Consider the following 25,600-nt stretch of genomic DNA (forward strand, 5'->3'; position numbering starts at 1 on the left):
CATGACAGGGATTACAGGAGAACGATAACGATGCACCATATTATGCGAAAAGGGGTTATCACTGCCGGTTTGTTGAGTTCGGCGCTGGCGCTGCCCGCGTGGGCGGCGAAAGATGCGGTGATTGCGGTGGCCTCAACCTTTACCACGCTCGATCCTTACGATGCCAACGATACGCTGTCGCAGGCGGTAGCGAAGTCTTTCTATCAGGGCTTATTCGGCTTTGATAAAGACATGAAGCTGACCAACGTACTGGCGGAGAGCTATCAGGCGAGCAGCGATGGCCTGACGTACACCATCAAACTGCGTTCCGGCGTGAAATTCCAGGATGGCACCGATTTCAATGCCGAAGCGGTGAAAGTTAACCTCGATCGCGCCAGCAATCCGGATAACCACCTCAAGCGCTATAACCTGTTCAAATATATCGCCACTACCGAAGTAGTTGATCCGAGCACGGTGAAGATCACCCTGAAACAGCCGTTCTCAGCCTTCATCAACAACCTGGCGCACCCGGCGGCGGTGATGATTTCACCGACCGCGTTGAAGAAATATGGCAAGGATATTGGCTTCCATCCGGTGGGTACCGGCCCGTTTGCCTTTGATACCTGGAATCAGACCGACTTCGTGAAAGTGAAGAAGTGGGATGGCTACTGGAAAAAAGGCTATCCGAAGCTGGATAGCATTACCTGGCGTCCGGTGGTGGATAACAACACCCGCGCGGCAATGCTGCAAACCGGTGAAGCAAGCTTTGCTTTCCCGGTACCCTTTGAGCAGGCCAAACTGCTGCAAGGCAACAGCAAGCTCGATGTGGTGACCACGCCGTCGATCATGCAGCGCTATATCAGCCTCAACGTCACGCAAAAGCCGTTTGATAATCCGAAAGTGCGTGAAGCGTTGGAGTACGCGATTAACCGTCAGGCGCTGGCGAAAGTGGCCTTTGCCGGTTACGCCACGCCAGCTACCGGCATCGTGCCGCCAACCATCGACTTTGCCCAGAGCTATCCGGCGATCAAATACGATCCGGCTAAAGCGCGTGAATTGCTGAAAGAAGCCGGCTTCCCGAACGGCTTCGAAACCACCTTGTGGTCATCGCATAACCACAGCACCGCGCAGAAAGTGCTGCAGTTCACTCAGCAGCAGCTGGCGCAGGTGGGCGTGAAGGTGAAGGTGACGGCGATGGATGCCGGTCAGCGCGCGGCTGAAGTAGAGAGCAAAGGGCAGAAAGAGAGCGGTGTGCGCATGTTCTACACCGGCTGGTCCGCTTCAACGGGTGAAGCCGATTGGGCGCTGACGCCGCTGTTCGCCACGACGTCCTGGCCGCCAGCGATCTTTAACACCGCGTTCTACAGCAATCCGCAGGTGGATAAAGATCTCGCCGATGCGCTGAAAACCACCGATCGCGATCAGAAGGCCAAACTGTATAAAGACGCGCAGGATCGCATCTGGAACGATCATCCGTGGATCCCACTGGTGGTCGAGCAACTGCTGTCTGCCAACAATAAAAACCTCAGCGGTTTTTATGTCATGCCCGATACCTCATTCAATTTTGATGAGGCCGATCTGAAGTAACAGACGCGGCCAGCCCTGCGGGGCTGGCCGATGCTGCGCAGGACTTTGCATGCTCAACTATTTTCTCAAACGATTACTGGGATTGATTCCCACGCTGCTGATTGTTGCGGTGCTGGTATTTCTGTTTGTTCACCTGCTGCCGGGCGATCCGGCGCGCCTGATTGCTGGCCCGGAAGCGGATGCCTCGGTAGTGGCGCTGGTGCGTCAGGATCTCGGCCTCGATCAGCCGCTGATCAAACAGTTCTGGCACTTCATGCTCAATGCGGTGCAGGGCGATTTCGGTCATTCGCTGGTCTCGAAGCGTCCAGTGATTGATGAAATTGCCGCGCGCTTTTTCCCTACGCTATGGCTGACGCTGAGCAGTATGGTGTGGGCGGTCATTTTCGGTATGGCGATTGGCATTACCTCCGCGGTATGGCGCAATCGCTGGCCGGATCGTATCGGTATGACGCTGGCGGTGTCGGGCATCTCGTTCCCGGCGTTTGCGCTCGGCATGCTGCTGATGCAGGTGTTTTCCGTCGAACTCGGGTGGTTACCGACCGTGGGCGCAGATAGCTGGAAACACTACATTTTGCCGTCAATCACGCTGGGTGCCGCGGTGGCGGCGGTGATGGCGCGCTTCACCCGCGCCTCGTTCGTGGAGGTGATGCAGGAAGATTATATGCGCACCGCGCGCGCCAAAGGGGTACGCGAATCGCTGGTGGTGGTAAAACATGGCCTGCGTAATGCGATGATTCCGGTGGTAACCATGATGGGCCTGCAGTTCGGTTTCCTGCTGGGCGGCTCAATTGTGGTGGAAGTGGTGTTCAACTGGCCTGGCTTAGGCCGCTTGCTGGTGGATTCGGTAGAGATGCGCGATTACCCGGTGATTCAGGCCGAAGTATTGCTGTTCTCGCTGGAGTTCATCCTGATTAACCTGATTGTCGATGTGCTGTACGCGGCAATCAACCCGGCAATTCGCTACAAGTAAGGAGTCGCAATTGAAGAACTGGCGACGTGCCGCGGCATTAAAAACTCTGCCGACCATCACCGAAAACCGGGTGCGCACGCCGTGGCGTGAATTCTGGCGGCGCTTTCGCCGGCAACATGTGGCGCTGCTGGCCGGACTGTTTGTACTGCTGCTGATTGTGGTGGCGTTTATTGCGCCGATGATTGCGCCGTTTGATGCGGAAAACTATTTTGATTACGACCGGCTGAATGAAGGACCGTCGCTGATGCACTGGTTTGGCGTCGATTCGCTGGGGCGCGATATCTTCAGTCGCGTGCTGGTGGGAACGCGCATCTCGCTGATTGCGGGCTTCTTCTCCGTGGCGATTGGCGCGCTGATTGGCACGGTGTTGGGTTTGCTGGCGGGCTATTACGAAGGCTGGTGGGATCGTATCACCATGCGTATTTGTGACGTGCTGTTTGCCTTTCCCGGCATTCTGCTGGCGATTGCGGTGGTGGCGATCATGGGCAGCGGCATGAGCAATGTCATTGTCGCGGTGGCGATTTTCAGCATTCCGGCGTTTGCCCGTTTGGTACGTGGCAATACGCTGGTGCTGAAACATCAAACCTATATTGAGTCGGCGCGCAGTATTGGCGCGTCGGATTGGACCATCATCATGCGCCATATCTTACCCGGCACGGTGTCGTCGATTGTGGTCTATTTCACCATGCGAATCGGTACTTCGATTATCACTGCGGCGAGCTTGTCATTTCTCGGGTTGGGCGCGCAGCCGCCTACGCCTGAGTGGGGGGCGATGCTCAATGAAGCGCGCGCCGATATGGTGATTGCGCCGCACGTGGCGATTTTCCCCAGCCTGGCGATTTTCCTCACCGTACTGGCGTTTAACCTGTTGGGCGATGGTTTGCGTGATGCGCTCGATCCGAAACTGAAAACTTGATGTGAGATTGGGTCGCCATGAATGACGACCCTACAAAAACGTGCTGATTTCAGCCGCACAATACCTGCATCGATCATCCGTAAGGTCGCTATTTATGGCGACCTTTTCATCAACTGTAAGATAACTGCTTTAGAACGTTTCCCAGTTATCGTTACTGTGTGCTGCCACCGCAGGCAGCGCGCGGGTAGGGGTAAGTGCAGGTTTTACCGCTTTGGTGGCAGGCACCGTCGCTTGACGCGTGCCGGTATTGAAGCGCGAAACCGCAGAGGAGAGGCTGCTCGCCTGCTGCTCCAGAGATGCCGAGGCGTTAGCGGATTCCTGCACCAGCGTGGCATTCTGCTGCGTGACGCGATCCATCTCATTCACCGCCTGACCAATCTGATCAATGCCGCGGCTCTGCTCATCAGACGCTGAAGCAATCTCGCCCATGATATCGGTGACGCGCGTTACGGCGCTGACGATCTCCTGCATCGTATCGCCTGCGCTGCTCACCTGCTGTGAACCGATATTCACGCGCTGCACCGAATTTTCAATCAGCAGTTTAATCTCTTTCGCCGCCTGTGCGCTACGCTGCGCCAGATTACGTACTTCACCGGCCACCACGGCAAAGCCGCGGCCCTGTTCACCGGCGCGCGCCGCTTCTACCGCCGCGTTCAGTGCCAGAATGTTCGTCTGGAAAGCAATGCCGTCAATAACGCTGGTGATGTCGGCAATTTTCTTCGAGCTATCGGCGATGTCGCGCATGGTTTTCACCACGCCATCAACCACATTGCCACCTTTGTCGGCCGTTTCTGACGCTGTTTTTGCCAGTTGCGTAGCCTGACGCGCGTTATCAGCGTTCTGTTTAACGGTTGCGGTTAGCTCTTCCATGCTTGCCGCTGTCTCTTCCAGCGACGCCGCTTGCTGCTCGGTACGCGAAGAGAGGTCGTTATTACCGGTCGCGATTTCGCTGGCGCTGCCGAAAATGGCATCAGCACTATCACGTACGTTGTTGATGGTGTTGCGCAGCGCCTGCTGCATATGGTTAAGGCTGGCGGCGATCGACGCCATTTCGCTGCGTCCTTCCACCTGCAAGCTGGCGGAGAGATCGCCGTCAGCAAAACGCTCCAGCTGCTGCTGAACCTGTTTCATCGGGGCCAGCAGAATACGGCGTACCAGCACCCACACGGCAATCAGCAACAGCAACACCACGGCGATCATGACGCCCACCATCACCAACATCTGCTGATAGGTGCTATTGTTTTCTGCATTACGTTCCGCTAGCAGTTGAACATTCTGCTCGCGCCACTGTTTGTAAGCGGCTTCCAGATCGTCCTGTGCCTGCTGTGCATCCAGATTGCCGTAGGCGGCATAGTCATTTGCCTTCAGGAACACGGCGGACTGTTTCAGTATGTCAGCGAAAGCGGTGAACTTAGCCTCAATGACGCTGGCTGCGTCGGCGCTTTGTCCCGGCAGGCGCGGCATGGTTTTATACAGCTGATAGTGCTGATTAGCTTCATCAAGCGACGCGCCTGCGGACAGCAGCAGTTTATTGATCGCCGCAAGTGATGACTCATCAGTTTGATTTTTCAGAATACGAATAGCGACGCGGTTAATGATGACGCGCGTTTTCACCAGCGTTTGCCAGCCATCGGCCACTTCACGCTGCTGCTGTGACAGTTGATTGCTGGTCGTGAAATTATGTTGCCCGGCAATCAGGGATGATAAAAACAGCGAGCCGGAAATCGCCTGCATCGCGGTGAAAACCACCAGAATCATCATGATGGCGGTCACAATTTTCATTCGTTTAAACATAGGGGCATCTCTGAGGAAGTAGGCTGATAGTTATGTTATCGGTGTAAAAGCAAATCGCTTAAGCGCCGTCTGGAAATAATTACGTCACGGGACGATGAAAGGTGGGAAAAACAGATGAAACCGTTTGATTATGAGCAGGATTTCAAGCACATCGATTTTCGTCGCCAGCCCGAGTTATATCAGGTGGGACGCGGTGAGCAGGGCGTGCTGATGGTTGAGCCCTACAAAAGTGAAATTCTGCCGCACTGGCGTTTTCGCACCGTGGAGCTGGCGCAGCACTCTTCGCAGCAGATTATGCAGATGTTTGAGGCGTATCGCGCGCAGGACGATTTTGTCGGCATGGACATGGCGCGTAAATATATTCAAATGGGTTATACGCGAGCACGCCGCTACAGCAATCATCAGGGCGGACGCAAATATGATGGGGAGGGCAAGGTGTTGCCGCGCACCACAGAAAAAGAAAAGGCCGCTGCGGCGGCCGTTTTTAAAGCGTGCTGGGACAAGATAAGGGCAGATACTGACTATCTGGCGCGCAAACGCGCGCACCAGCAGAAGTATGGTTAAACGCGCGTGCCCCAAAGATCGTATTCGTCGGCGTGTTCCACTTTAACGCGCACCACGTCGCCGACTTTTACCTGACGATCGCCATTCAAATAGACCGCGCCATCGATTTCTGGCGCATCCGCCATGCTGCGGCCAACTGCGCCTTCTTCGTCGACTTCATCGATGATCACCAGCACTTCGCGGCCAATTTTCTCCTGCAGACGTTCACTGGAGATTTTCTGCTGCAGCTGCATAAAGCGGTCAAAGCGCGCTTGCTTCACGTCATCCGGTACCTGGTCCGGCAGCTGGTTGGCGGTGGCGCCTTCAACCGGGCTGTACTGGAAGCAACCGACGCGATCGAGGCGAGCTTCCTGCAGGAAGTCGAGCAGCATCTGGAAATCTTCTTCGGTTTCACCCGGGAAGCCGACAATAAAGGTTGAGCGCAGCGTCAGCTCCGGGCAAATTTCGCGCCAGCGCTTGATGCGTTCCAGCGTACGTTCTACGGCGCCTGGACGCTTCATCAGCTTGAGGATGCGCGGACTGGCGTGCTGCAGCGGAATGTCCAGGTACGGCAGAATCTTGCCTGCTGCCATCAGCGGGATGACGTCATCCACGTGCGGATAGGGATACACGTAGTGCAGACGCACCCACACGCCGAGCTTGGCTAACTGCTCGCACAGGCTGACCATGCTGGTTTTCACCGGTGAACCGTTCCAGAAACCGGTGCGGTGTTTAACATCCACGCCGTAAGCTGAGGTGTCCTGCGAGATCACCAGCAGCTCTTTCACGCCGGCTTCCACCAGACGTTTGGCTTCGTCGAGTACCGATCCAATTGGGCGGCTATCGAGATCGCCACGCATCGAAGGAATAATGCAGAAGGTGCAGCGATGGTTGCAGCCTTCAGAAATTTTCAGATAAGCGTAATGGCGCGGTGTCAGTTTGACACCTTGCTCCGGCACCAGGCTGAGGAACGGGTTGTGTTCCGGCTTTGGCACATAAGTGTGCACGTGCGACAGCACTTGTTCGTAGCTGTGCGGGCCGGTGATCTCCAGTACCTTGGGGTGCACTTCGCGGATCTGATCCACTTTGGCACCGAGGCAGCCGGTGACGATCACTTTGCCGTTTTCGTTCAGCGCTTCACCAATCGCTTCCAGGGATTCCTGTACGGCGCTATCAATAAATCCACAGGTGTTAACGATGACAATCTCTGCATCGTCGTAGCGTGGTACCACGTCATAGCCTTCCGTACGCAGTTCCGTCAGGATGCGTTCAGAGTCGACAAGGTTTTTCGGACAGCCGAGGGAGACGAATCCCACGCGTGGTGGATTTTTGACATGGCTCATAAGGATAAAAATTCATCATAATTAGTGTGGATAGGGGGGCGATTGTACAGAGGTTGCGGAGGAAAATGTATAGGCTGTGTAAGAATCTCCTTATGGGGCAACCAATGTGCTGTGATTGTGCTTAACTCAATTGGCGAGGCGGCCAAATCGTTGTGGCGCAGCGCTTAGATACCCGGCAGCAAACGGTCATCCGAGTTGTGTAAAGGGGCGTGTTTTGCTTAAATGTTGGGTCGGTGAATGTAAGTTGTTATCTTCACTGCAAATTTCAAATCGCGCTGACGGTGAATCCTCACTGCCAGGGCAGAAGTGGATAATGTGAGAGCAAACAAATGCAAGAGATCGTCAAAGGTTTTCTGAATTTTCAACAGAATGTGTTCCCTGAAAGGAAGGATCTTTTCAAAAGTTTGGCATCCAACCAAAATCCCAAAGCCCTGTTTATCTCCTGTTCCGACAGTCGTCTGGTGCCGGAGTTGGTCACGCAATCGGAGCCGGGTCAGCTGTTCGTGATCCGTAACGCCGGTAACATCGTGCCGCCGTTTGGTCCAGAGCCAGGCGGCGTGTCGGCCACCATCGAGTACGCCGTGTTGGCGCTGGGCGTGACCGAAATTATTATCTGCGGCCACTCCAACTGTGGGGCGATGAACGCGATTGCTTCCAATGCCGATCTCGAGACGATGCCTGCGGTCGATCACTGGTTGCACTACGCCAATGCGGCGAAAGCAGTGGTGGAAGAACGCAACTATGACTCCGTAGAGAAACGCCTCAACGAGATGGTGAAAGAGAACGTGATTGCGCAGCTGCACAATATCAAAACACACCCTTCCGTGGCAGTGGCGCTGCGTAAAGGCAAAGTGCGTCTGCACGGGTGGGTTTATGATATTGAGAGCGGCGGAATTATCGCCCTGACAAAAGGCGGTGAATCCTTCATTTCGCTGTCGGAAAACCCGGAAACCTGCTTCGAGTAATTCCCGCCTAACCACCTGCAATGCAGGTGGTTTTTCCTCGCATTTCGCGAAAATATCTCTCCTCGCTCATAACCAGCCTCTACACTTGAGAAGCAATTACCTCTATTAAGGGCTTTCTCATGCGATTTTCCCTTTCTGTTCCTGTCTTAACGCTGGCGTTGCTGGCGGCGGGATGTACCTCTCATGTTGCTGACAAAAAACAATATTCCGGTTTTCTCGGTGATTACAGCCAGCTGCAGTCGGCGCAATCACCGAGCGGCAAACCGACGCTGCGCTGGGTCTCTCCCGACTATCATGACGCCGATTACCGTGGCGTGGTGTATACGCCGGTGGTTTATTACCCGGTGCCGCATCCTACTGAGCGCGTTAGCCAGCAAACGCTGGATCAAATACGCGCCTATACCGATAGCCAGCTGAAGCGCGCAATCTCTGAGCGCAAACCGCTGGTGGCGCAAAAAGGCCCACACACGCTGGTGGTGAAAACGGCCATCACGGCAGTCTCTGCGGAAAATGAAGGCATGCAGTTCTACGAAGTGGTGCCGATTGCGGCGGTAGTCGCCAGCACCATGGCGGCCACTGGACATCGCACGCAGGAGAGCGCGCTGTTCCTCGAAGTGGAAGCGGTAGATGGGCAAACTGGCAAGCCGCTGATCAAAGTGGTGCGTAAAGCCTTTGGTAAGCCATTGCCGAATAGCAGCGCGCCAATCACGCTCAACGATCTCCGCCCGGGGATTGATGAGATGGTGCGCGATGCGGTGGCGTTTTCCGCACCGTAACGCTGAGCCCGGCTTCGCGCCGGGCTTAATGTTTTGTAAATCCTGCACATCCTTTATCACACGCTGACTACCCTTAACGGCAGACTGTGATCAAGGAGAATGCCATGCGTTTACTGCCCGCCGCGCTGCTGTTTGGCGCCTTAAGCTCTTCATTGCCGTTATTTGCCGCCGAAGTACAGGTCCAGGTTTTGCAGGATAAGCTCGATCATCCGTGGTCAGTCGCATTTCTGCCCGACAATCAAACGCTGTTAATTACTGAACGATCTGGTCAGCTGCGCAGTTGGCAGCCGGGCAAAGGCTTGTCACAGCCGATTGGCGGTGTGCCGAAAGTGTGGGCCAATCGACAAGGTGGTTTGCTGGACGTGGTGCTGGCGCCGGACTTTGTCCAGAGCCGTCGCGTATGGTTGAGTTATACCACCGCCGATAACACAGGGCGCGCGGGTGGCGTAGTGGGCTATGGGCGACTCAGTGATGACAATCGTCAGTTAAGCGATTTTAAGGTGGTACTGGAGCAAATGCCGAAGCTCTCGAGCGGCGCAAACATGGGGACGCGTCTGGCCTTTGATCATCAGGGTTTTCTCTATATCGCGTTTGGTGACAACTTTGCCAGCAGCAGTGCGCAGCAGTTGGATAAGCTCTCCGGCAAAATCATCCGTCTGACCCAGGATGGCGCCATTCCTCAGGACAATCCGTTTGTTGATCGCAAAAATGCCCGCGCGGAAATCTGGTCATACGGCATGCGCAATCCGCAAGGTCTGGCGCTCAATCCGTGGACGCAGCAAATGTGGGAAAGCGAGCATGGTCCACGCGGCGGCGATGAGGTGAATATCCCGGAAAAAGGCAAAAACTATGGTTGGCCGCTCGCCACCTATGGCATCGATTACAGCGGTGAAAAAGTGCCAGAAGCGCAAGGTACGGCCGTTGAGGGCACGCAACAGCCGCTGCATTACTGGAAAGTCTCACCTGCCATCAGCGGCATGGCGTTTTACAACAGCGCACGCTTCCCGCAGTGGAAAAATTCACTGTTTATCGGTGCCTTGAAAGAGAAAAACCTGATTCGTTTGCAGGTTAACGGTGAGAAGGTGATAGAAGAGCAGCGACTGCTGGAGGACCGCGGCGAGCGCATTCGCGATGTCCGTCAGGGGCCGGATGGCTATTTGTATGTGCTGACCGATGAAGCCAACGGTAAGCTACTGAAGGTGGGGCTGACGGATGATGCCAGCACCCCGCGCGGTTAACTCAGCGTACCCAGTTACACACTTCCCAACCGCGCTGCTGCGCTTCCTGCAGCAGAAGCGGGTTGGGATTAATCACCCAGGCATGATCGGCATGCGCCAGCAGCGGCAAATCATTCATTGAATCGCTGTAAGCCCAGGTGCGTTCGAAGTGCCGATCCTGCTGTAGCGCCTTCCAGTCACGCAGGCGTGTCACTTTACCTTCGCGGTAGGTCATGGTGCCGTAGGTTTGGCCGCTGTAGCGTTCATCGACCACTTCCACGCCAATTGCTAATGCACCGTGCACGCCAAGGCGATTGGCAATCGGCACGGCCAGATGGTCGCCGCTGGCGGTGATGATCATTACCGTGTCGCCGCGCTGCTGGTGCCACTCAATACGCTCGCGCGCGGCAGGGAAGACGCGGGGCATAATGTCGCGATGAATAAAGCGTCGCACCCAACCTTCAACGGTTAACGTTGCCATGCCGGCTAACGGGGCCAGCGTGGTGTTCATATACTCTTCAATTGATAGCGTACCGGCGTGATATTTTTCCATCAGGGTTTGCTCCTGCTGGATGATTGCTTCAGGGGCAAACCCCTGAGAAACCAGCCAGCGCAGCCATAGGCTGGTGCTGTCTTCACAAATCAGGGTTTCGTCCAGATCGAAAATGGCTAAGTCCATCGCGGCTCTCCTCAGGCAGACTGAAATCAGGTTAGCGGAAAAATGTGACTGGCTTAACTGTTCTGCGAAAAATCGGAATTACACGCAATTTTTATTGGCGGGTATTGGAGCAAAAGTGGCGACGCTACGCGGTTGGTGCCAGGGTTACTCTAATAAACTCTATAAAACTTTACGATTGGACGGTTTTTTTCGCTGGCGTGAACCGTTAGCGTTGGGCAAGACATGTCTTGCCTGCAAGAAAACCAAGATTTAACAAGGACAATCTGGTCACGCTCATGAGAAAAAACACCTTCGCTTCTGTCTGGCGGCCGCTGGCCGCCTCTTCACTGCTATTGCTTATTATTCCTGCCACCACGCTGGCTGAACAGGCGCCTGCGGCACCGCAAATTGATGCCAAAGCCTGGATTTTAATGGACTACAACAGCGGCAAAGTGCTGGCGGAGTCTAATGCCGATCAGCGTCTCGATCCGGCCAGCCTGACCAAAATGATGACCAGCTACGTGGTGGGCCAGGCGCTGAAGTCGGGCAAGATAACTAACGACGATATGGTGACCATCGGCCACGATGCCTGGGCAACCGGTAATCCAAAGCTGCGCGGTTCATCGCTGATGTTCCTGAAACCGGGCGATCGCATTCCGGTTTCGGAGCTCAATAAAGGTGTGGTGATTCAGTCCGGCAACGATGCCTGTATCGCTCTGGCCGATTACGTGGCGGGCAGTCAGGATTCGTTCATCGGCCTGATGAACAACTACGTCAAAGCCTTTGGCCTGCAAAACACGCACTTTATGACGGTGCACGGATTAGATGCCGACGGACAGTACAGTACCGCACGCGACATGGCGATCATTGGCCAGCGTCTGATCAGTGATGTGCCAGAAGAGTATGCGATTAACAGTGAAAAAGAGTTCACCTTCAATAAGATCAAGCAGATGAACCGCAATCGCCTGCTGTGGAGCTCTAATCTGAAGGTGGATGGCATTAAAACCGGTCATACGTCAGGTGCCGGCAATAATCTGGTGGCATCGGCAACTGAAGGTGATATGCGCCTGATTTCCGTGGTGCTGGGTGCGGCGACCGATGCGACGCGTTTCCGTGAAAGTGAAAAGCTGCTGACGTGGGGCTTCCGTTTTTATGAAACCGTCACGCCGATTAAAGCCGATAAGCCGTTTGCCCAGCAGCGCGTATGGTTTGGCGAGCATAGCCAGGTCAATCTTGGCGTCGCTAAAGACGCGGCCATTACCGTGCCGAAAGGACAGATGAAAAATCTCAAAGCCAGCTTTACGCTGAATTCACCACAGCTGGAAGCACCGCTGGAGAAAAATCAGGTCGTTGGCACCATCGACTTCCAACTGGATGGCAAAACCATTGAGCAACGTCCGCTGGTGGCGATGGAAGCGGTGCCGGAAGGTGGGTTTATTGGCCGGATTTGGGATTTCGTGATGATGAAATTTCACGGCTGGTTCGGGAAGTGGTTTAGTTAAGTGTCAGGAAATAAATGGTGCGCATCAATGCGCACCTTTAACATTTGTAGGGGCGCTATTCATGGCGACCACATCGCTCACTCGCGAATCCAACCCTTCTTAATCGGCATGGCGAACAGCGCGCGATACACCTGATGCGTAAACGCCAGCATCCGCTCACCATACAGCTGCCACGCCATGTGCGATGCCAGACAACCCAGCATGCCCACCAGGAATCCACCCAGCATATCCAGCGGCCAGTGCACGCCGAGATAGACGCGTGACCAGGCAATGGCGCTCCCCACCACTAACAGCAGTACACCCGACCACATGCGATGCCAGAAGATAAATGCCAGTGCAAACGTGAAAATAGTGGTGCCATGATCGCTTGGGTAGGAGTCATCGGGTCGATGTGACAGGAACTGATGGCCGAAACCAATGGCGAACGGACGCGGATGCGGCAGCAGTTGCCCAACGCACCACGAGATACTCAGCGCATAAAGCAGCGCCATACCGGTTTTCAGCACCAGCGCGCGCTGTGACTGCACCTGTTCGCGCGGTCCCCACAGCCAAAGCGTTACGATGAGCAGCGGCACAATGGCAATCACATCTTTGGCGATAAATGTCGCCAGAACGATCAGCCACTGCGGCGAATCCTGCGTGGCGTTGATCCATAAAAAAAGCGTGTGGTTAAGTGCTTCCATCACGATGGCATATCCTCGACTTGTTTACCCAAACAACACCAGCATAAAAATTGCCAGCAAAATAAAACTGATAGCCTAAAAGCGCGCGCCTCTGGAATAAATAGTCGCGCTCTTAATCTTATTGCGGGTTGTTGGAGTGTTTAACTTTGATGAAAGTTGCATGAATATTGGAAAATAGCGTTAGCGGTGGGAAGGATGACAATTTTCGCTGAAGAGAACCTTAAGCCACAGGATCGAGAGCCATAAAAAAACCCGCAAGTCAGTGACCGGCGGGCTCCACAATTTGGGGATTTCAAAGAAAAGCAGTGGCACTTATTCAGACTGCATCCCCTAAAGAAAGTTCTTTACGCTTGTAAATATATTTTTTAGAAGGGCAGCAGCGGCCAAACAATCACGATCAACGTGCCTGCCAGTGTTAACAGCACATTGGCAATCGCGTAGGTTCCCGCATAGCCCAGAGCAGGAATGCTGCTTCGCGCAGTATCGCTAATGATTTCCATTGCAGGTGCACAGGTGCGGGCTCCCATGATGGCACCAAACAGCAGCGCCCGGTTCATGCGCAGTACGTAAGCGCCAAACAGATAGCAGATCACCACCGGCAGCAAACTCACCAGTAAACCGCTCAGCAACATCAGCGCACCCGCGCTGCCAAAACCATGCTGCAAGCCGCTGCCCGCGCTCAGGCCAACGCCGGCCATAAAGACCATCAGTCCGAACTCTTTCACCATGGTTAGCGCACCCTGCGGAATGTAGCCAAACGTGGGGTGGTTGGCGCGCATAAAGCCGAGCATGATGCCGGCAAAAAGCAACCCGGCGGCATTGCCGATGCCGAAACTAAAGTTGCTGAACTGGAAAGTGATCATGCCGATCATCAGACCAACAATAAAGAAGGCGCAGAAGGCGAGAAGATCGGTAATTTGGCTATGAATAGCGATAAAGCCAATGCGATCGGCAAGGCGCTTCACGCGACGTGCTTCACCGCTCACCTGCAATATATCGCCTTTGTTCAACATGATGCTGTCGTCGATGGGCATCTCAATCTGGCTGCGGATCACCCGGTTGAGGAAGCAGCCGTGATCGGTCAGTTTAAGATGGCTGAGACGTTTATTTACCGCATTGTGGTTTTTCACCACAATCTCTTCGGTAACAATACGCATATCGAGCAGATCACGATCAAACACTTCTTTGCCGTTACGAAAGCTGGGATCAAGACGGGCGTGCGCATCGGGATAGCCAACCAGTGAGATATCATCGCCCAGTTGCAGCATCGCATCACCATCCGGGCTGGCAAGAATGCCATTACGGCGCAGACGCTCAATGTAGCAGCCGGTTTGACGATGAATGCCCAGCTCGCGCAGATTTTTGCCCCCGCTCCACTCCACCAGTTCAGGACCGACGCGATAGGCGCGGATGACCGGTAGAAACACTTTGCGCTGACTGTCGGCATCCAGGCCGCGCTCGCGGGCAATTTGTTGCGCGCAGGTGGGCAGATCCTGATGCTGCAGGCGCGGCAGATAGCGCGCGCCAAAAATCAGGCTGACTAAACCGACCAGATAGGTGAGGGCATAACCGAGGCTGAGATTATCCTGCATCAGCGTAAGTTGATGGCTATCGGTGATACTTTGCCGCAGTGTATCGCCGGCACCGACCAGCACCGGCGTCGAGGTCATCGAACCGGCTAGCATGCCTGCGGTTAAACCAATATCCCAACCGAACAATTTGCCAAGCGTCAGAGCGATTAATAACGCACTCACCACCATTACAATCGCCAAAAAGAAGTAGTTTTTACCGTCACGGAAAAATATGGAGAAAAAGTTTGGCCCGGCTTCTACACCGACACAAAAAATAAACAACATAAAACCCAGACTTAAAGCATCGGTATTAATGGCGAAGTGCTGCTGGCCTAAAATCAATGAAACAACCAGGACTCCAATAGAATTACCGAGTTGAACTGAGCCAAGGCGTAATTTACCTAAGCAGAGTCCGAGCGCTAAAACGACAAATAATAACAGAACGTCATTTCCGCTTAACAATTCTGCGACGTTAATGTTCACTGTTTAACTTCTTCTTTACCTGTAACGGGTTGATGAGAGAGGCTTTTTTCGCTATCTTGTGCCGAACGCAAAGCGACGTGCAACAATATAGCGCAAGCAAATTCTAAAGCGGCGTATTCTAATCATAATTAACACCTTCAGCTATCGGCAGTTTTCATTCCTTCCACAGCCAGCTGTTTCTTTTTATTTCCACCTTGCGCATCAGGGCAGTAAAAGTTTCATAATTGTTAACATCAAAGTTGAGGATAATTATGTTGCAGCGCAATAATCGCTGGCCAGCATCAGTTCTGGGTGTGGTGCTTTATACGCTGGTGTTTATTTATGCACATCATTTCTGGGGCGCAGCCAGTGAACAGGCGGTGCGTGGACAACCAGAATTGCTGCTATTTTTATTGCCGGGCATTTTTATGGCGCTATTACAGCCGGAAAGGCCGCTGCTCAGTACGTTATGGGTGGCATTGGGCGGTACGCTGCTGGGGATGCTGTGGTTAATACTGGCGACGCCAATGATACATAGCGGTTTGCTGATGGTAGCCTGGAGTTTAAGTGCGCTGTTTTGGGCGGGCTGCGGTGCGCTGCTGATCCGTTTGCTGCGGATTATGCTGGCGATGCGTGCCGGATAGCCGCATCAAAAACGGGCCCGCAGGCCCGTTATCTTATGCTTCGATACCCAGATTTTCTTTCGTCCAGGCAGCAAATTCGGTGTAACCACCGATGTGCCGATCGTCGAGGAAAATCTGCGGCACGGTGGTGACCGGTTTGCCAGCGCGCGCTTCCAGATCGGCTTTGGTGATGCCGGTGGCCTGAATGTCCACGTACTGATAGTTAAAATCGTCGCGCTCGCTGGTCAGCTTAGTAGCCAACTCTTTTGCACGTACGCAGTAAGGGCAGCTAGAACGGCCAAAAATCACTGCAATCATTGCTTCTCTCCTTCCGCTGCTGTTTTGTGACTAGAATCACATCACAGCGTGAATAATGCGTAACATCATGCCCGCCCATCCTGCTTAAAGGAAGAAGAATATACCTGTTACTCTAATACTTACCGCCTATACATTGGGTAAAAATGCGGTTAACGCTGATAGAACAACTGAGGAACCATCGCATGCGTAATCTCGCCACATTACCCAAACCCGTGTTACTGCTCGAAGTGCTCGGCGTGCTTGCCGTCATCGGTGCGCTACTGCTGACTAACGACTGGGTGAGCGCCCCCGATTTTATGGCGAAAAAGCCGCTGGCGACGCTACTGTTTTTTCTCGGTATTGCGTTGATGCTGCCAGCTGCATGGATGATGATGTGGCGGACGGCGAAGGCGATGGCACCGCAATTGTTTAATCAATCCAACAAAAAGAAGTAACCACCGGAGAGGATTATGACGCCGACTATCGATTTACTGTGCAGCCACCGTTCCATTCGCGCCTTTACTGAACAGGGCATTGAAGAGGCGCAACGCAGCGCCATTATCAGCGCGGCACAAGCGGCCTCAACCTCTAGCTTTTTGCAGTGTTCCTCCATTATTCGCATTACCGATCGGCAAAAACGCGAGCAGCTGGTACAGCTAACTGGCGGCCAGCCATGGGTCAGCGCTGCGGCGGAATTTTGGGTATTCTGCGCTGACTTCAATCGTCATCAGCAAATCTGCCCGGATGCGCAGCTGGGACGTGCTGAACAGCTGCTGCTCGGCTGCGTTGATACGGCGTTAATGGCGCAAAATGCCATGATTGCGGCGGAATCGCTTGGCCTTGGCGGCGTGTTTATTGGTGGCATTCGTAATAGCATCGCTGAGGTAACCGCGTTACTCGAGCTGCCAAAGTTCGTGCTGCCGCTGTTCGGCTTCTGCATCGGCCATCCGGCAGATACGCCAGACGTTAAACCGCGTATGCCACAGGCGATGCTGGTGCATGAGAATCACTACCAGCCCGTCGATAAACGCGTGCTGGCACAGTACGATGAGCAACTGACCGCCTATTATCAGCAGCGCGACAGTAACCAGCGATCCGAAACCTGGAGCCAGCTGATACAGCGTCTGATTATTAAAGAAACACGTCCGTTTATGCTGGATTACCTGCATCAGCAGGGTTGGGCGACACGCTAAGCACAAGGAACTCTGCAATGAAGATGGCCATTCTCACCCGCGATGGATCGATTTATTCGTGTAAACGTCTGCGCGACGCCGCGGAAGAGCGTGGTCATCAGGTGCAGATCATCGATCCGCTCTCCTGCTACATGAATATCAACTCTGATTCCCCTGCAGTGCACTATCGCGGTGAGACGCTGGGACACTTTGATGCGGTGATCCCGCGTATCGGCACCGCCACCACTTTTTACGGCACGGCCGTTCTGCGCCAGTTTGAGGTGCGTGGCAGCTATCCGCTGAATGAATCGGTGGCGATCACCCGCGCGCGCGACAAACTGCGGTCGCTGCAGCTGCTGGCGCGTGAAGGGATTGATATGCCGATTACCGGCTTTGCCTCCTCGCCGGATGATACCGATGATTTGATCGCCATGGTGGGCGGAGCGCCGCTGGTAGTGAAACTGGTGGAAGGCACGCAGGGCATTGGTGTGGTGCTGGCGGAAACGCGTCAGGCGGCGGAGAGCGTGATCGATGCCTTTCGTGGCCTTAACGCGCATATTCTGGTGCAGGAGTTCATCAAAGAAGCGCAGGGGCGCGATATCCGCTGTCTGGTGATTGGCCATGAAGTGGTGGCGGCCATTGAGCGCGAGGCGAAAGAGGGCGATTTTCGTTCCAATCTGCATCGCGGCGGCAAAGCCCGAGCGGTAGCCATTACTGATAAAGAGCGGGAAATCGCGGTGAAAGCCGCCAGCACGCTCGGCCTCGAAGTCGCCGGCGTGGATATTCTGCGTGCCCATCGCGGGCCGCTGGTGATGGAAGTGAACGCCTCGCCAGGGCTGGAAGGCATTGAGGGCATTACCGGTTTAGATATCGCGACGATGATGATCCAGTGGATAGAGCTGCATGCTTGCCCCGGCTATCGTCCTAAAACCGGCGGCTGACCTGCGCTTTTCAGCGGTTTTCGTGGCATCCAGATCGGTTTTTCCGTAAGCTAAGGCGCTCATTTCTTCACCCCACAGGATATAACGATGGATTCACTGGTCGTTCCGGACATTGACGTGCTGCGTCGCTGGCTGGATCAACAAAATATCACCTGGTTCGAATGCGATGCCTGTCAGGCACTGCACCTGCCGCACATGCAGAATTTTGACGGGGTGTTTGATGCAAAAATCGACCTGGTGGATAACGTTATCCTCTTCTCCGCGCTGGCAGAAGTAAAACCCACGGCGCTGATTCCGCTGGTGGGCGATCTATCGCAGATCAACGCCAGTTCGCTCACGATTAAAGCTTTCGTTGATATTCAGGACGACAATCTGCCGAAGCTGATTGTCTGCCAGTCGATCAGTACCACTGCCGGACTCACCTTCGGTCAGTTCTCGCACTTTATGAAGCAGAGTGAAGAGGGCGTTTCCATGGTGATTATGGAGGCCTTCGCTAACCACCTGCTGATTGTGGAAGAGGAAGAGGAGCGACAACCCAGCTCCAGCAGCCACGCGATGCTGCATTGAGTTCCCCGCCTCGCTAACTGCCGCTTTTTGCGGCAGTTTTCATTTTAGCCCCACCGCTTTTTATTCTGCACTTTGCCCTTTATTGCCAGATATTAGTCGTGCTTTATGCCGCTAATGCCAAACCCCATAGCAGAAACATGCATAACTTATCGCGAAAAGGCGTTTTTTAAGCTGGGATCTGGTGCGGTGGGTAAGGGGGGGCTATTCTTGCGGGGCTGCTTGGGACGTACCACTTCAGCACATGTATAGGTTTTTGCTATTAAACTCCCGCTGAATATTGATTCATTGTGTGCCTGTAATTTTTACAGAAAACGCAACGTTCGGATCGCGTGTATACAGCGTTGTAATGACCCGCTCAGGAGGAAGGAAAACATGTTCAACCAACGTCAAAAATGGTTGCCAGGTGTGGTTGCTGGTGTGCTGATGGCTGCGGCCGCTGGTGCTCAGGCAGAAGATAAAACGCTGCATGTATATAACTGGTCAGATTATATTTCGGCTGACACGGTGCCGAATTTTGAAAAATTGACCGGTGACAAAGTGGTCTACGACGTCTTTGATTCCAACGAAGTGCTGGAAGGCAAACTGATGGCCGGTAGCACCGGTTATGACGTGGTGGTGCCGTCGTCGAGCTTCCTGGCGCGTCAGCTGCAATCCGGTGTGTTCCAGGAGTTGGATAAGAGCAAGCTGCCAAATTACAAAAACCTCGATCCCGATCTGATGGCGAAAGTGGCCCAGCACGATCCGGGCAATAAATACGCGATTCCTTATCTGTGGGGCACCACCGGTATCGGCTACAACGTCGATAAAGTGAAAGCCGCACTGGGGGCCGATGCGCCAGTGGATAGCTGGGATCTGGTGCTGAAACCCGAAAATCTGGAAAAACTGAAAAGCTGCGGTGTCTCCTTCCTTGATGCGCCGGAAGAGATTTTCGCCACCGTGCTGAACTACCTTGGCAAAGATCCAAACAGTTCTGATGCGAAAGATTACTCTGGCGCCGCCACTGATTTGCTGTTGAAACTGCGTCCGAACATCCGTTACTTCCACTCGTCGCAGTACATCAATGACCTGGCCAACGGCAACATCTGCGTCGCAATTGGCTGGTCGGGCGACATCCTGCAGGCGAAAGATCGTGCCGATAAAGCCAACAACGGCGTGCATCTGGGCTACAGCGTGCCGAAGCAGGGCGCACTGGCCTTCTTCGACATGATGGCAATTCCAAAAGACGCGAAGAATCTGGACGCGGCTTACCAATGGCTGAACTACATCATGGATCCGAAAGTGATCGCTGATGTGTCCAATAAGATGAACTACGCCAATGGCAACAAAGCGTCGCTGCCGCTGATCAATGCTGATGTGCGGAATAATCCGGGCATCTTCCCGACGCCGGAGGTGATGGCGAAGCTGTTTGTGCTCAAGGTCCAGGATCCGAAACTGGATCGTGTGCGTACGCGCTCATGGACTAAAGTAAAAAGTGGTAAGTAACTCGTTCTGAACGAGTATTGCCTGAAGACGACGACAGAGGTGCTGTACTGGCCTCTGTTGTGCCATTTTTAGCGGCTGGCTGTGCCGCGCGATTGTAGCGCCGGAGAAATGTTAGTGAACGACGCGATTCCCCGCCCCCCAAATAAAACGGCTAAGGCGTTGACGCCGCTGCTGGAAATTCGCAACCTGACCAAATCGTTTGACGGCCAACACGCCGTGGATGATGTCAGTCTAACCATTTACAAAGGCGAGATTTTTGCGCTGCTGGGTGCCTCCGGCTGTGGCAAATCGACCTTGCTGCGCATGCTGGCGGGATTTGAACCGCCGACCAGCGGCCAGATTGTGCTGGATGGCCAGGATCTCTCGCACGTGCCACCCTATCAGCGCCCGATCAACATGATGTTCCAGTCTTACGCGCTGTTCCCGCACATGACGGTAGAGCAAAACATCGCCTTTGGCCTGAAGCAGGACAAATTGCCGAAAGGCGAAATCAATAGCCGCGTCGAAGAGATGCTGTCGCTGGTGCATATGCAAGAGTTTGCCAAACGTAAACCGCATCAGCTGTCGGGCGGTCAGCGTCAGCGTGTAGCGCTGGCGCGCAGTCTGGCGAAGCGCCCTAAGCTGTTACTGCTCGACGAACCGATGGGCGCGCTGGATAAAAAGCTGCGTGACCGCATGCAGCACGAAGTGGTTGATATTCTTGAGCGCGTTGGCGCCACCTGCGTGATGGTGACGCACGATCAGGAAGAGGCGATGACCATGGCGGGCCGCATTGCCATCATGAACCGCGGCAAATTCGTGCAGATTGGTGAACCGGAAGAGATTTATGAACATCCCACCAGCCGTTACAGCGCTGAATTCATCGGCTCGGTGAATGTGTTCGACGGGTTACTGCGTGAGCGTGGCGAGGATGCATTGATCATTGATGCGCCTGGTCTGGTACATCCGCTAAAAGTGCAGACCGATGTGTCCGTCGTCGATAACGTGCCGGTGCACGTTGCGCTGCGTCCGGAAAAAGTCATGCTGTGCGAAGAGGTGCCGGCCGATGGCTGCAACTTTGCCGTCGGAGAAGTGGTGCACATTGCCTATCTTGGCGATCTGTCGATTTACCACGTGCGTCTGCGCAGCGGCCAAATGATTAGCGCACAGCTGCAAAACGCCCATCGCTACCGCAAAGGCGCACCCACCTGGGGCGATGAAGTCCGCCTCTGTTGGGACGCCGACAGCTGTGTGGTTCTGACGGTTTAAGGGGGCGATATGAGCCAGATTTCTCAACGCAGCGCGCCAGAAGTGGTGGGCACGCCGCTGCAGCGCTGGGCCACACGCATTAAAATGCAGCACGGTCGCAAGCTGGTGATTGCACTGCCTTATCTGTGGCTGATTCTGCTGTTCCTGCTGCCGTTCCTGATCGTGCTGAAGATCAGCTTCGCTGATATCGCGCGCGCCATTCCGCCGTATACCGATTTGGTCACCTGGGCGGATGGTCAGCTCAATCTGGTGCTCAATCTCGGCAACTACTTTACGCTGACCGACGATCCGCTCTACGCCGATGCGTATCTGACGTCGCTGAAAGTGGCGGGCATTTCGACCATCATCTGCCTGATGATTGGCTATCCACTGGCGTGGGCGGTGGCGCACAGTAAGCCTTCAATGCGCACCATTCTGCTGCTGCTGGTGATCCTGCCGTCGTGGACCTCGTTCCTGGTGCGCGTTTATGCATGGATGGGGCTGCTCAACAACAACGGCATTCTTAACCGTTTCCTGATGTGGCTCGGGGTGATCGATCACCCGCTGGTGATTCTCTATACCAATACCGCGGTGTATATCGGTATCGTTTACTGCTATCTGCCGTTTATGGTGCTGCCGATTTATACCGCGCTGACGCGAATTGATTATTCGCTGGTAGAAGCCTCGCTGGATCTTGGCGCGCGTCCACTGAAGACCTTTTTCAGCGTGATTGTGCCGCTGACCAAAGGCGGGATTATTGCCGGTTCGATGCTGGTGTTTATTCCGGCGGTGGGCGAGTACGTGATCCCCGAACTACTCGGCGGTCCGGACAGCATCATGATTGGGCGTATTTTGTGGCAGGAGTTCTTTAACAACCGCGACTGGCCGGTGGCGTCCGCGCTGGCGGTGATCATTTTGCTGATCCTGATTCTGCCGATCATCTGGTTCCATAAGCATCAAAATCGTGAAATGGGAGAGAAGGAATGAGCCAGTTACCGACCATTCGCTCTCCGTGGCGCAGCGTAATTCTGGTGCTGTGCTTTATGTTCCTGTATGCGCCGATGCTGCTATTGGTGGTGTACTCCTTCAACAGTTCGCAGCTGGTGACGGTGTGGGAGAGCTTCTCGTTCCACTGGTACAACGTGCTGTTCCAGGATCAGGCGATGCTGGATGCGGTGGGGCTTAGCCTGACCATCGCCGCGCTCTCGGCCACCATGGCGGTGGTGCTTGGTACTATGGCGGCGGTGGTGATCGTGCGCTTTGGCCGCTTCCGCGGGCATAACGGCTTTGCTTTTATGTTGACGGCACCGCTGGTGATGCCGGACGTGATCACCGGCTTGTCACTGCTGCTGCTGTTTGTGGCGATGGGCAATACGCTGGGCTGGCCAAGCGATCGCGGCATGCTCACTATCTGGCTGGCGCACGTGACCTTCTGTACCGCTTACGTGGCGGTGGTGATCAACTCGCGTCTGCGTGAACTGGATCGCTCGATCGAAGAAGCCGCAATGGATCTTGGCGCCACGCCGGTGAAAGTGTTCTTCGTGATCACTGTGCCGATGATCGCACCCGCGATTGTTACCGGCTGGCTGCTGGCGTTTACCTTATCGCTCGACGATTTGGTGATCGCCAGCTTTGTCACCGGCCCAGGCGCTACCACGTTACCGATGGCGATCTTCGCCACCGTACGTCGTGGTGTGAATCCGGAAATCAACGCCTTAGCTTCGCTGATTCTGTTTGTCGTCGGTTTAGTCGGTTTTATCGCCTGGCGCTTTATGGCGCACGAAGAAAAGCAGCGATTACGCGATATTCAGAAAGCAAAACGTGGCTGAACATCGTAACATTTGCCACCATAAGAACGGGCTGATTATTTCGGCCCGTTTTATTATGGTGACGGAGCTAAACCATGTCGGAAACCCTGAAAAACGGTTCAATGATTAACAGCACGCCGGTGCCAGTGATGGTTGCGGGCTGCGCCATCATCATTACCCGCTGCCTCAGCGTGTTGATGCTGGCTAACGAACTGGGTTTCGACGAACTCGCCAACTTTGTGCATCGTAGCGCGCAAGCCTGGGATTCCACGCTGATTTTTATCGCCAGCCAGCTGATTTTCCTGTTTGAACTGCGCTGTGCCTTTACGCTGATGCGCGGCAGCAACCGCGGACGCTGGGGCTATGTTGCCACGCAAATCGTTGTGCTGATCTATATGTTGATGGCCTCCGTGGGGTGGATCTACCCGGAGATTTTTAGCATTCCCGGCGAAAGCAATGCGCAGATTATTCATCACACCCTGCTGCAAAAGCTGCCGGAGGTGCTGGTTCTGCTGCTGCTGTTTGTGCCTGCCAGCAGCCGCGCTTTTTTCCGAAACCGGTGATACAATCGCCCCCCATTTTTTCTCCCGATTCTGAATACAGGCCAAGCTATGCATTGCGCGCTTTATGATGCCGGCCGCTGTCGCTCTTGCCAGTGGCTGGAAAAACCCTACCCGCAACAGCTCAATGATAAGCAGTCGTTGCTGGAGCAGCTGCTGGCGGAAAGGCCAGTCGCCGAATGGCTGCCGCCGGTGGCATCCGGGCAGCAGGGGTTTCGTAATAAAGCCAAAATGGTGGTCAGTGGCAGCGTTGAGCGGCCCATTCTCGGCATGGTGGCGCGCGACGGTGAACCGGTTGATCTGTGCGCCTGTCCGCTCTATCCCGCTAGCTTTGGCGCGGTGTTTGAGGTACTTAAACCCTTTATCGCGCGTGCGGGTTTAACACCCTACAACGTAGCGCGCAAACGCGGTGAGCTGAAGTTTCTGCTGCTGACCGAAAGCACGCAGGGCGGCATGATGTTGCGTTTTGTACTGCGCTCCACCAGTAAGCTGGCGCAGTTGCGTGCGGCACTGCCCTGGCTGCAGCAGCAGTTGCCGCAGCTGAAAGTCATCTCCGCCAATATTCAGCCGGTGCATATGGCGATTCTTGAAGGGGATGAAGAGATTGCGCTGACGCCAGATCAGGCGCTGGCGGAAAAATTCAACCAGGTGCCGCTCTATATTCGCCCGCAAAGCTTCTTCCAGACCAATCCCCATGTTGCCGCGGATCTGTATGCCACCGCACGTGATTGGGTCGCACAGCTGCCGGTGAGCAGTATGTGGGATCTGTTTTGTGGCGTCGGCGGATTTGGTTTGCACTGCGCCACGTCTGAGATGCAGCTGACCGGCATCGAAATCAGCGCCGAAGCCATTGCCTGCGCGCAGCAGTCGGCGCAGCAATTGGGTCTGGAGAAGGTGAGTTTTGCCGCACTGGATTCAACGCAGTTTGCGACATCACGCGAAGCCGTGCCGCAGCTGGTGCTGGTCAATCCGCCGCGTCGCGGCATTGGTGCAGAGTTGTGTACTTATCTTACTGAGATGGCACCCGATTACATTCTTTATTCCAGCTGCAATCCGGCCAGCATGGCGCAGGATATCGCGCGTCTGGCGGATTACGGCGTTAGCCGCGTGCAGCTGTTCGATATGTTTCCGCATACCGCGCATTTTGAAGTGCTGTGTTTGCTCAGCAAATAACGCTTATTCCGGGAACCACTTCTGATTGATCTGCTGCCAGGTGCCGTTGGCCTTCAGCGCGACTAACGCACTATTCAGCTCGTTCAGCAGCGGTTGGTTGCCTTTACGTACCGCAATGCCTAAGCCGGTGCCGAAGAAGTCGGTATCGGTGATGTGCTCACCCACCGCACTGAGATCGTCATTGGCCTTCAGCCACTGATTGACCACCGCCGTATCACCAAACACGCCATTCAGGCGACCATTTTTCAAATCGAGAATCGCGTTTTGATAGCTGTCATAGGCCACCGCGATCACTTCAGGGTGTTTCTCCAGCAGGTATTTCTGATGCGTGGTGCCGTTCTCCACGCCGACGCGCTTGCCTTTCAGCTGGCTGAAGTTGGTGAACTGACCTTTATGGGCAATAACGATGGCGGAGTTAGCATAATAAGGCTGGGTGAAATCGACCTGCTTGCTGCGATCGGCAGTGATATCCATACCTGAAATTACTGCGTCATAGCGGCGGAATTTCAGCGAAGGAATCAGGCTATCAAAGGCGTTGTTGGTGAAGGTGCAATCCGCTTTCATTTGCTGGCACAAGGCTTTTGCCAGATCGATATCAAAACCCACAATCTGGTTGTCGTGATCGAGGGATTCAAACGGCGGGTAAGTTGCGGAAGAGGCAAAGCGGATTTTTTCGGCCGCATAAGCATTCATTGCCAGAGTTGCCAGTGCAGCAGCAACGATCCATTTTTTCATTATATAACTCCTGTAAACCATGCCAGAGACGGAACGGGTTACACGATGC

The 25,600-nt window shown here is 54.4% G+C and carries 26 protein-coding genes; 19 read left to right on the forward strand and 7 right to left on the reverse strand.

All coding sequences use genetic code 11. The features are described from left to right. The first annotated feature begins 30 nt into the window (after positions 1-30). From gsiB to gsiD, 3 genes are read left to right on the forward strand one after another with little or no spacing between them, the layout of a single operon-like run. Entirely contained in the window at positions 31-1,566 is a 1,536-nt protein-coding gene (gsiB, locus tag ACIP6T_RS02565; RefSeq protein ID WP_097094416.1) for a glutathione ABC transporter substrate-binding protein GsiB, read from the forward strand. Positions 1,567-1,615: 49 nt separating this feature from the next. Then, positions 1,616-2,536 (forward strand): glutathione ABC transporter permease GsiC, encoded by a 921-nt coding sequence (gene gsiC / locus ACIP6T_RS02570; RefSeq protein ID WP_097094415.1) that lies wholly within the window; start codon positions 1,616-1,618, stop codon positions 2,534-2,536. A 10-nt stretch (positions 2,537-2,546) separates the two neighbouring features. Further along, positions 2,547-3,452, forward strand: coding sequence for a glutathione ABC transporter permease GsiD (gene gsiD / locus ACIP6T_RS02575; RefSeq protein ID WP_097094414.1), 906 nt, complete (start codon positions 2,547-2,549; stop codon positions 3,450-3,452). Positions 3,453-3,581: 129 nt separating this feature from the next. Here the strand turns inward: gsiD and ACIP6T_RS02580 are convergent, their stop codons facing one another. Further along, positions 3,582-5,246 (reverse strand): methyl-accepting chemotaxis protein, encoded by a 1,665-nt coding sequence (locus ACIP6T_RS02580; protein ID WP_097094413.1) that lies wholly within the window; start codon positions 5,244-5,246, stop codon positions 3,582-3,584. 114 nt (positions 5,247-5,360) lie between these two features. Here ACIP6T_RS02580 and ACIP6T_RS02585 point away from each other — a divergent pair, with 114 nt between their 5' ends. Continuing rightward, entirely contained in the window at positions 5,361-5,810 is a 450-nt protein-coding gene (locus ACIP6T_RS02585) for a DUF4385 domain-containing protein (protein ID WP_097094412.1), read from the forward strand. On the opposite strand, the gene rimO is transcribed toward ACIP6T_RS02585, so the two are convergent. Continuing rightward, the gene (rimO, locus tag ACIP6T_RS02590; protein WP_097094411.1) at positions 5,807-7,132 is read right to left on the reverse strand and encodes a 30S ribosomal protein S12 methylthiotransferase RimO; all 1,326 of its coding nucleotides are present in this window, start codon (positions 7,130-7,132) and stop codon (positions 5,807-5,809) included. The two genes, ACIP6T_RS02585 and rimO, sit on opposite strands and share 4 nt — an antisense overlap. A gap of 329 nt (positions 7,133-7,461) precedes the next feature. Here rimO and ACIP6T_RS02595 point away from each other — a divergent pair, with 329 nt between their 5' ends. From ACIP6T_RS02595 to ACIP6T_RS02605, 3 genes are all read left to right on the forward strand, one after another. Continuing rightward, the gene (locus ACIP6T_RS02595; RefSeq protein WP_097094410.1) at positions 7,462-8,097 is read left to right on the forward strand and encodes a carbonic anhydrase; all 636 of its coding nucleotides are present in this window, start codon (positions 7,462-7,464) and stop codon (positions 8,095-8,097) included. A 119-nt stretch (positions 8,098-8,216) separates the two neighbouring features. Then, the gene (locus ACIP6T_RS02600; protein WP_400455219.1) at positions 8,217-8,873 is read left to right on the forward strand and encodes a DUF3313 domain-containing protein; all 657 of its coding nucleotides are present in this window, start codon (positions 8,217-8,219) and stop codon (positions 8,871-8,873) included. Between the two features lie 104 nt (positions 8,874-8,977). Continuing rightward, entirely contained in the window at positions 8,978-10,111 is a 1,134-nt protein-coding gene (locus tag ACIP6T_RS02605; protein WP_400455222.1) for a PQQ-dependent sugar dehydrogenase, read from the forward strand. 1 nt (position 10,112) lies between these two features. On the opposite strand, the gene ACIP6T_RS02610 is transcribed toward ACIP6T_RS02605, so the two are convergent. Then, on the reverse strand, positions 10,113-10,769 hold the full coding sequence (locus tag ACIP6T_RS02610) for an HAD family phosphatase (RefSeq protein WP_097094407.1): 657 nt from the start codon (positions 10,767-10,769) through the stop codon (positions 10,113-10,115). Between the two features lie 275 nt (positions 10,770-11,044). Here ACIP6T_RS02610 and ACIP6T_RS02615 point away from each other — a divergent pair, with 275 nt between their 5' ends. Further along, positions 11,045-12,250 (forward strand): serine hydrolase, encoded by a 1,206-nt coding sequence (locus tag ACIP6T_RS02615; protein WP_400455225.1) that lies wholly within the window; start codon positions 11,045-11,047, stop codon positions 12,248-12,250. 77 nt (positions 12,251-12,327) lie between these two features. On the opposite strand, the gene ybjG is transcribed toward ACIP6T_RS02615, so the two are convergent. Both ybjG and ACIP6T_RS02625 read right to left on the reverse strand, forming a co-directional pair. After that, a complete protein-coding gene (ybjG, locus tag ACIP6T_RS02620) occupies positions 12,328-12,933 on the reverse strand; it encodes an undecaprenyl-diphosphate phosphatase (protein ID WP_097094405.1) in 606 nt (201 codons plus the stop codon). Between the two features lie 365 nt (positions 12,934-13,298). Further along, positions 13,299-14,987 carry an aspartate:alanine antiporter gene (locus ACIP6T_RS02625; protein WP_345826991.1) on the reverse strand — a complete coding sequence of 563 codons (1,689 nt, stop codon included), beginning with the start codon at positions 14,985-14,987 and terminating at the stop codon, positions 13,299-13,301. 251 nt (positions 14,988-15,238) lie between these two features. Here ACIP6T_RS02625 and ybjM point away from each other — a divergent pair, with 251 nt between their 5' ends. Beyond that, on the forward strand, positions 15,239-15,610 hold the full coding sequence (gene ybjM, locus ACIP6T_RS02630) for an inner membrane protein YbjM (RefSeq protein WP_400455226.1): 372 nt from the start codon (positions 15,239-15,241) through the stop codon (positions 15,608-15,610). Between the two features lie 33 nt (positions 15,611-15,643). Here the strand turns inward: ybjM and ACIP6T_RS02635 are convergent, their stop codons facing one another. Further along, the gene (locus ACIP6T_RS02635; RefSeq protein ID WP_097094402.1) at positions 15,644-15,907 is read right to left on the reverse strand and encodes a GrxA family glutaredoxin; all 264 of its coding nucleotides are present in this window, start codon (positions 15,905-15,907) and stop codon (positions 15,644-15,646) included. Positions 15,908-16,089: 182 nt separating this feature from the next. Between ACIP6T_RS02635 and ACIP6T_RS02640 the strand changes: the two genes are divergently transcribed. The 10 genes from ACIP6T_RS02640 to rlmC all read left to right on the forward strand — a co-directional run bounded on the left by ACIP6T_RS02640 (position 16,090) and on the right by rlmC (position 24,816). Next, the gene (locus ACIP6T_RS02640; RefSeq protein ID WP_345826989.1) at positions 16,090-16,341 is read left to right on the forward strand and encodes a DUF1418 family protein; all 252 of its coding nucleotides are present in this window, start codon (positions 16,090-16,092) and stop codon (positions 16,339-16,341) included. A 15-nt stretch (positions 16,342-16,356) separates the two neighbouring features. Then, positions 16,357-17,079, forward strand: coding sequence for an oxygen-insensitive NADPH nitroreductase (nfsA, locus tag ACIP6T_RS02645; protein ID WP_097094400.1), 723 nt, complete (start codon positions 16,357-16,359; stop codon positions 17,077-17,079). 17 nt (positions 17,080-17,096) lie between these two features. Next, complete coding sequence (gene rimK, locus ACIP6T_RS02650) at positions 17,097-17,999, forward strand: 30S ribosomal protein S6--L-glutamate ligase (protein WP_400455230.1); 903 nt, start codon at positions 17,097-17,099, stop codon at positions 17,997-17,999. A gap of 87 nt (positions 18,000-18,086) precedes the next feature. Next, complete coding sequence (locus ACIP6T_RS02655; RefSeq protein ID WP_097094398.1) at positions 18,087-18,566, forward strand: YbjN domain-containing protein; 480 nt, start codon at positions 18,087-18,089, stop codon at positions 18,564-18,566. Between the two features lie 372 nt (positions 18,567-18,938). Beyond that, positions 18,939-20,048: a spermidine/putrescine ABC transporter substrate-binding protein PotF gene (potF, locus tag ACIP6T_RS02660; RefSeq protein ID WP_097094397.1), complete on the forward strand. Its 1,110-nt coding sequence runs from the start codon at positions 18,939-18,941 to the stop codon at positions 20,046-20,048. 114 nt (positions 20,049-20,162) lie between these two features. After that, positions 20,163-21,296, forward strand: coding sequence for a putrescine ABC transporter ATP-binding subunit PotG (potG, locus tag ACIP6T_RS02665; RefSeq protein WP_176519190.1), 1,134 nt, complete (start codon positions 20,163-20,165; stop codon positions 21,294-21,296). Positions 21,297-21,305: 9 nt separating this feature from the next. Further along, positions 21,306-22,262, forward strand: coding sequence for a putrescine ABC transporter permease PotH (gene potH, locus ACIP6T_RS02670; RefSeq protein WP_345826987.1), 957 nt, complete (start codon positions 21,306-21,308; stop codon positions 22,260-22,262). Then, complete coding sequence (gene potI / locus ACIP6T_RS02675; RefSeq protein ID WP_097094394.1) at positions 22,259-23,104, forward strand: putrescine ABC transporter permease PotI; 846 nt, start codon at positions 22,259-22,261, stop codon at positions 23,102-23,104. Before potH ends, potI begins: the two co-directional genes overlap by 4 nt. Before the next feature lie 74 nt (positions 23,105-23,178). Further along, positions 23,179-23,646: a YbjO family protein gene (locus tag ACIP6T_RS02680; protein WP_400455233.1), complete on the forward strand. Its 468-nt coding sequence runs from the start codon at positions 23,179-23,181 to the stop codon at positions 23,644-23,646. A 48-nt stretch (positions 23,647-23,694) separates the two neighbouring features. Next, positions 23,695-24,816: a 23S rRNA (uracil(747)-C(5))-methyltransferase RlmC gene (gene rlmC / locus ACIP6T_RS02685; RefSeq protein ID WP_400455235.1), complete on the forward strand. Its 1,122-nt coding sequence runs from the start codon at positions 23,695-23,697 to the stop codon at positions 24,814-24,816. A 3-nt stretch (positions 24,817-24,819) separates the two neighbouring features. On the opposite strand, the gene artJ is transcribed toward rlmC, so the two are convergent. Continuing rightward, complete coding sequence (gene artJ, locus ACIP6T_RS02690) at positions 24,820-25,551, reverse strand: arginine ABC transporter substrate-binding protein (RefSeq protein WP_400455237.1); 732 nt, start codon at positions 25,549-25,551, stop codon at positions 24,820-24,822. Positions 25,552-25,600: the final 49 nt, after the last annotated feature.

This window comes from Pantoea sp. NPDC088449 (assembly GCF_044753225.1).
Lineage (GTDB): Bacteria > Pseudomonadota > Gammaproteobacteria > Enterobacterales > Enterobacteriaceae > Pantoea > Pantoea floridensis.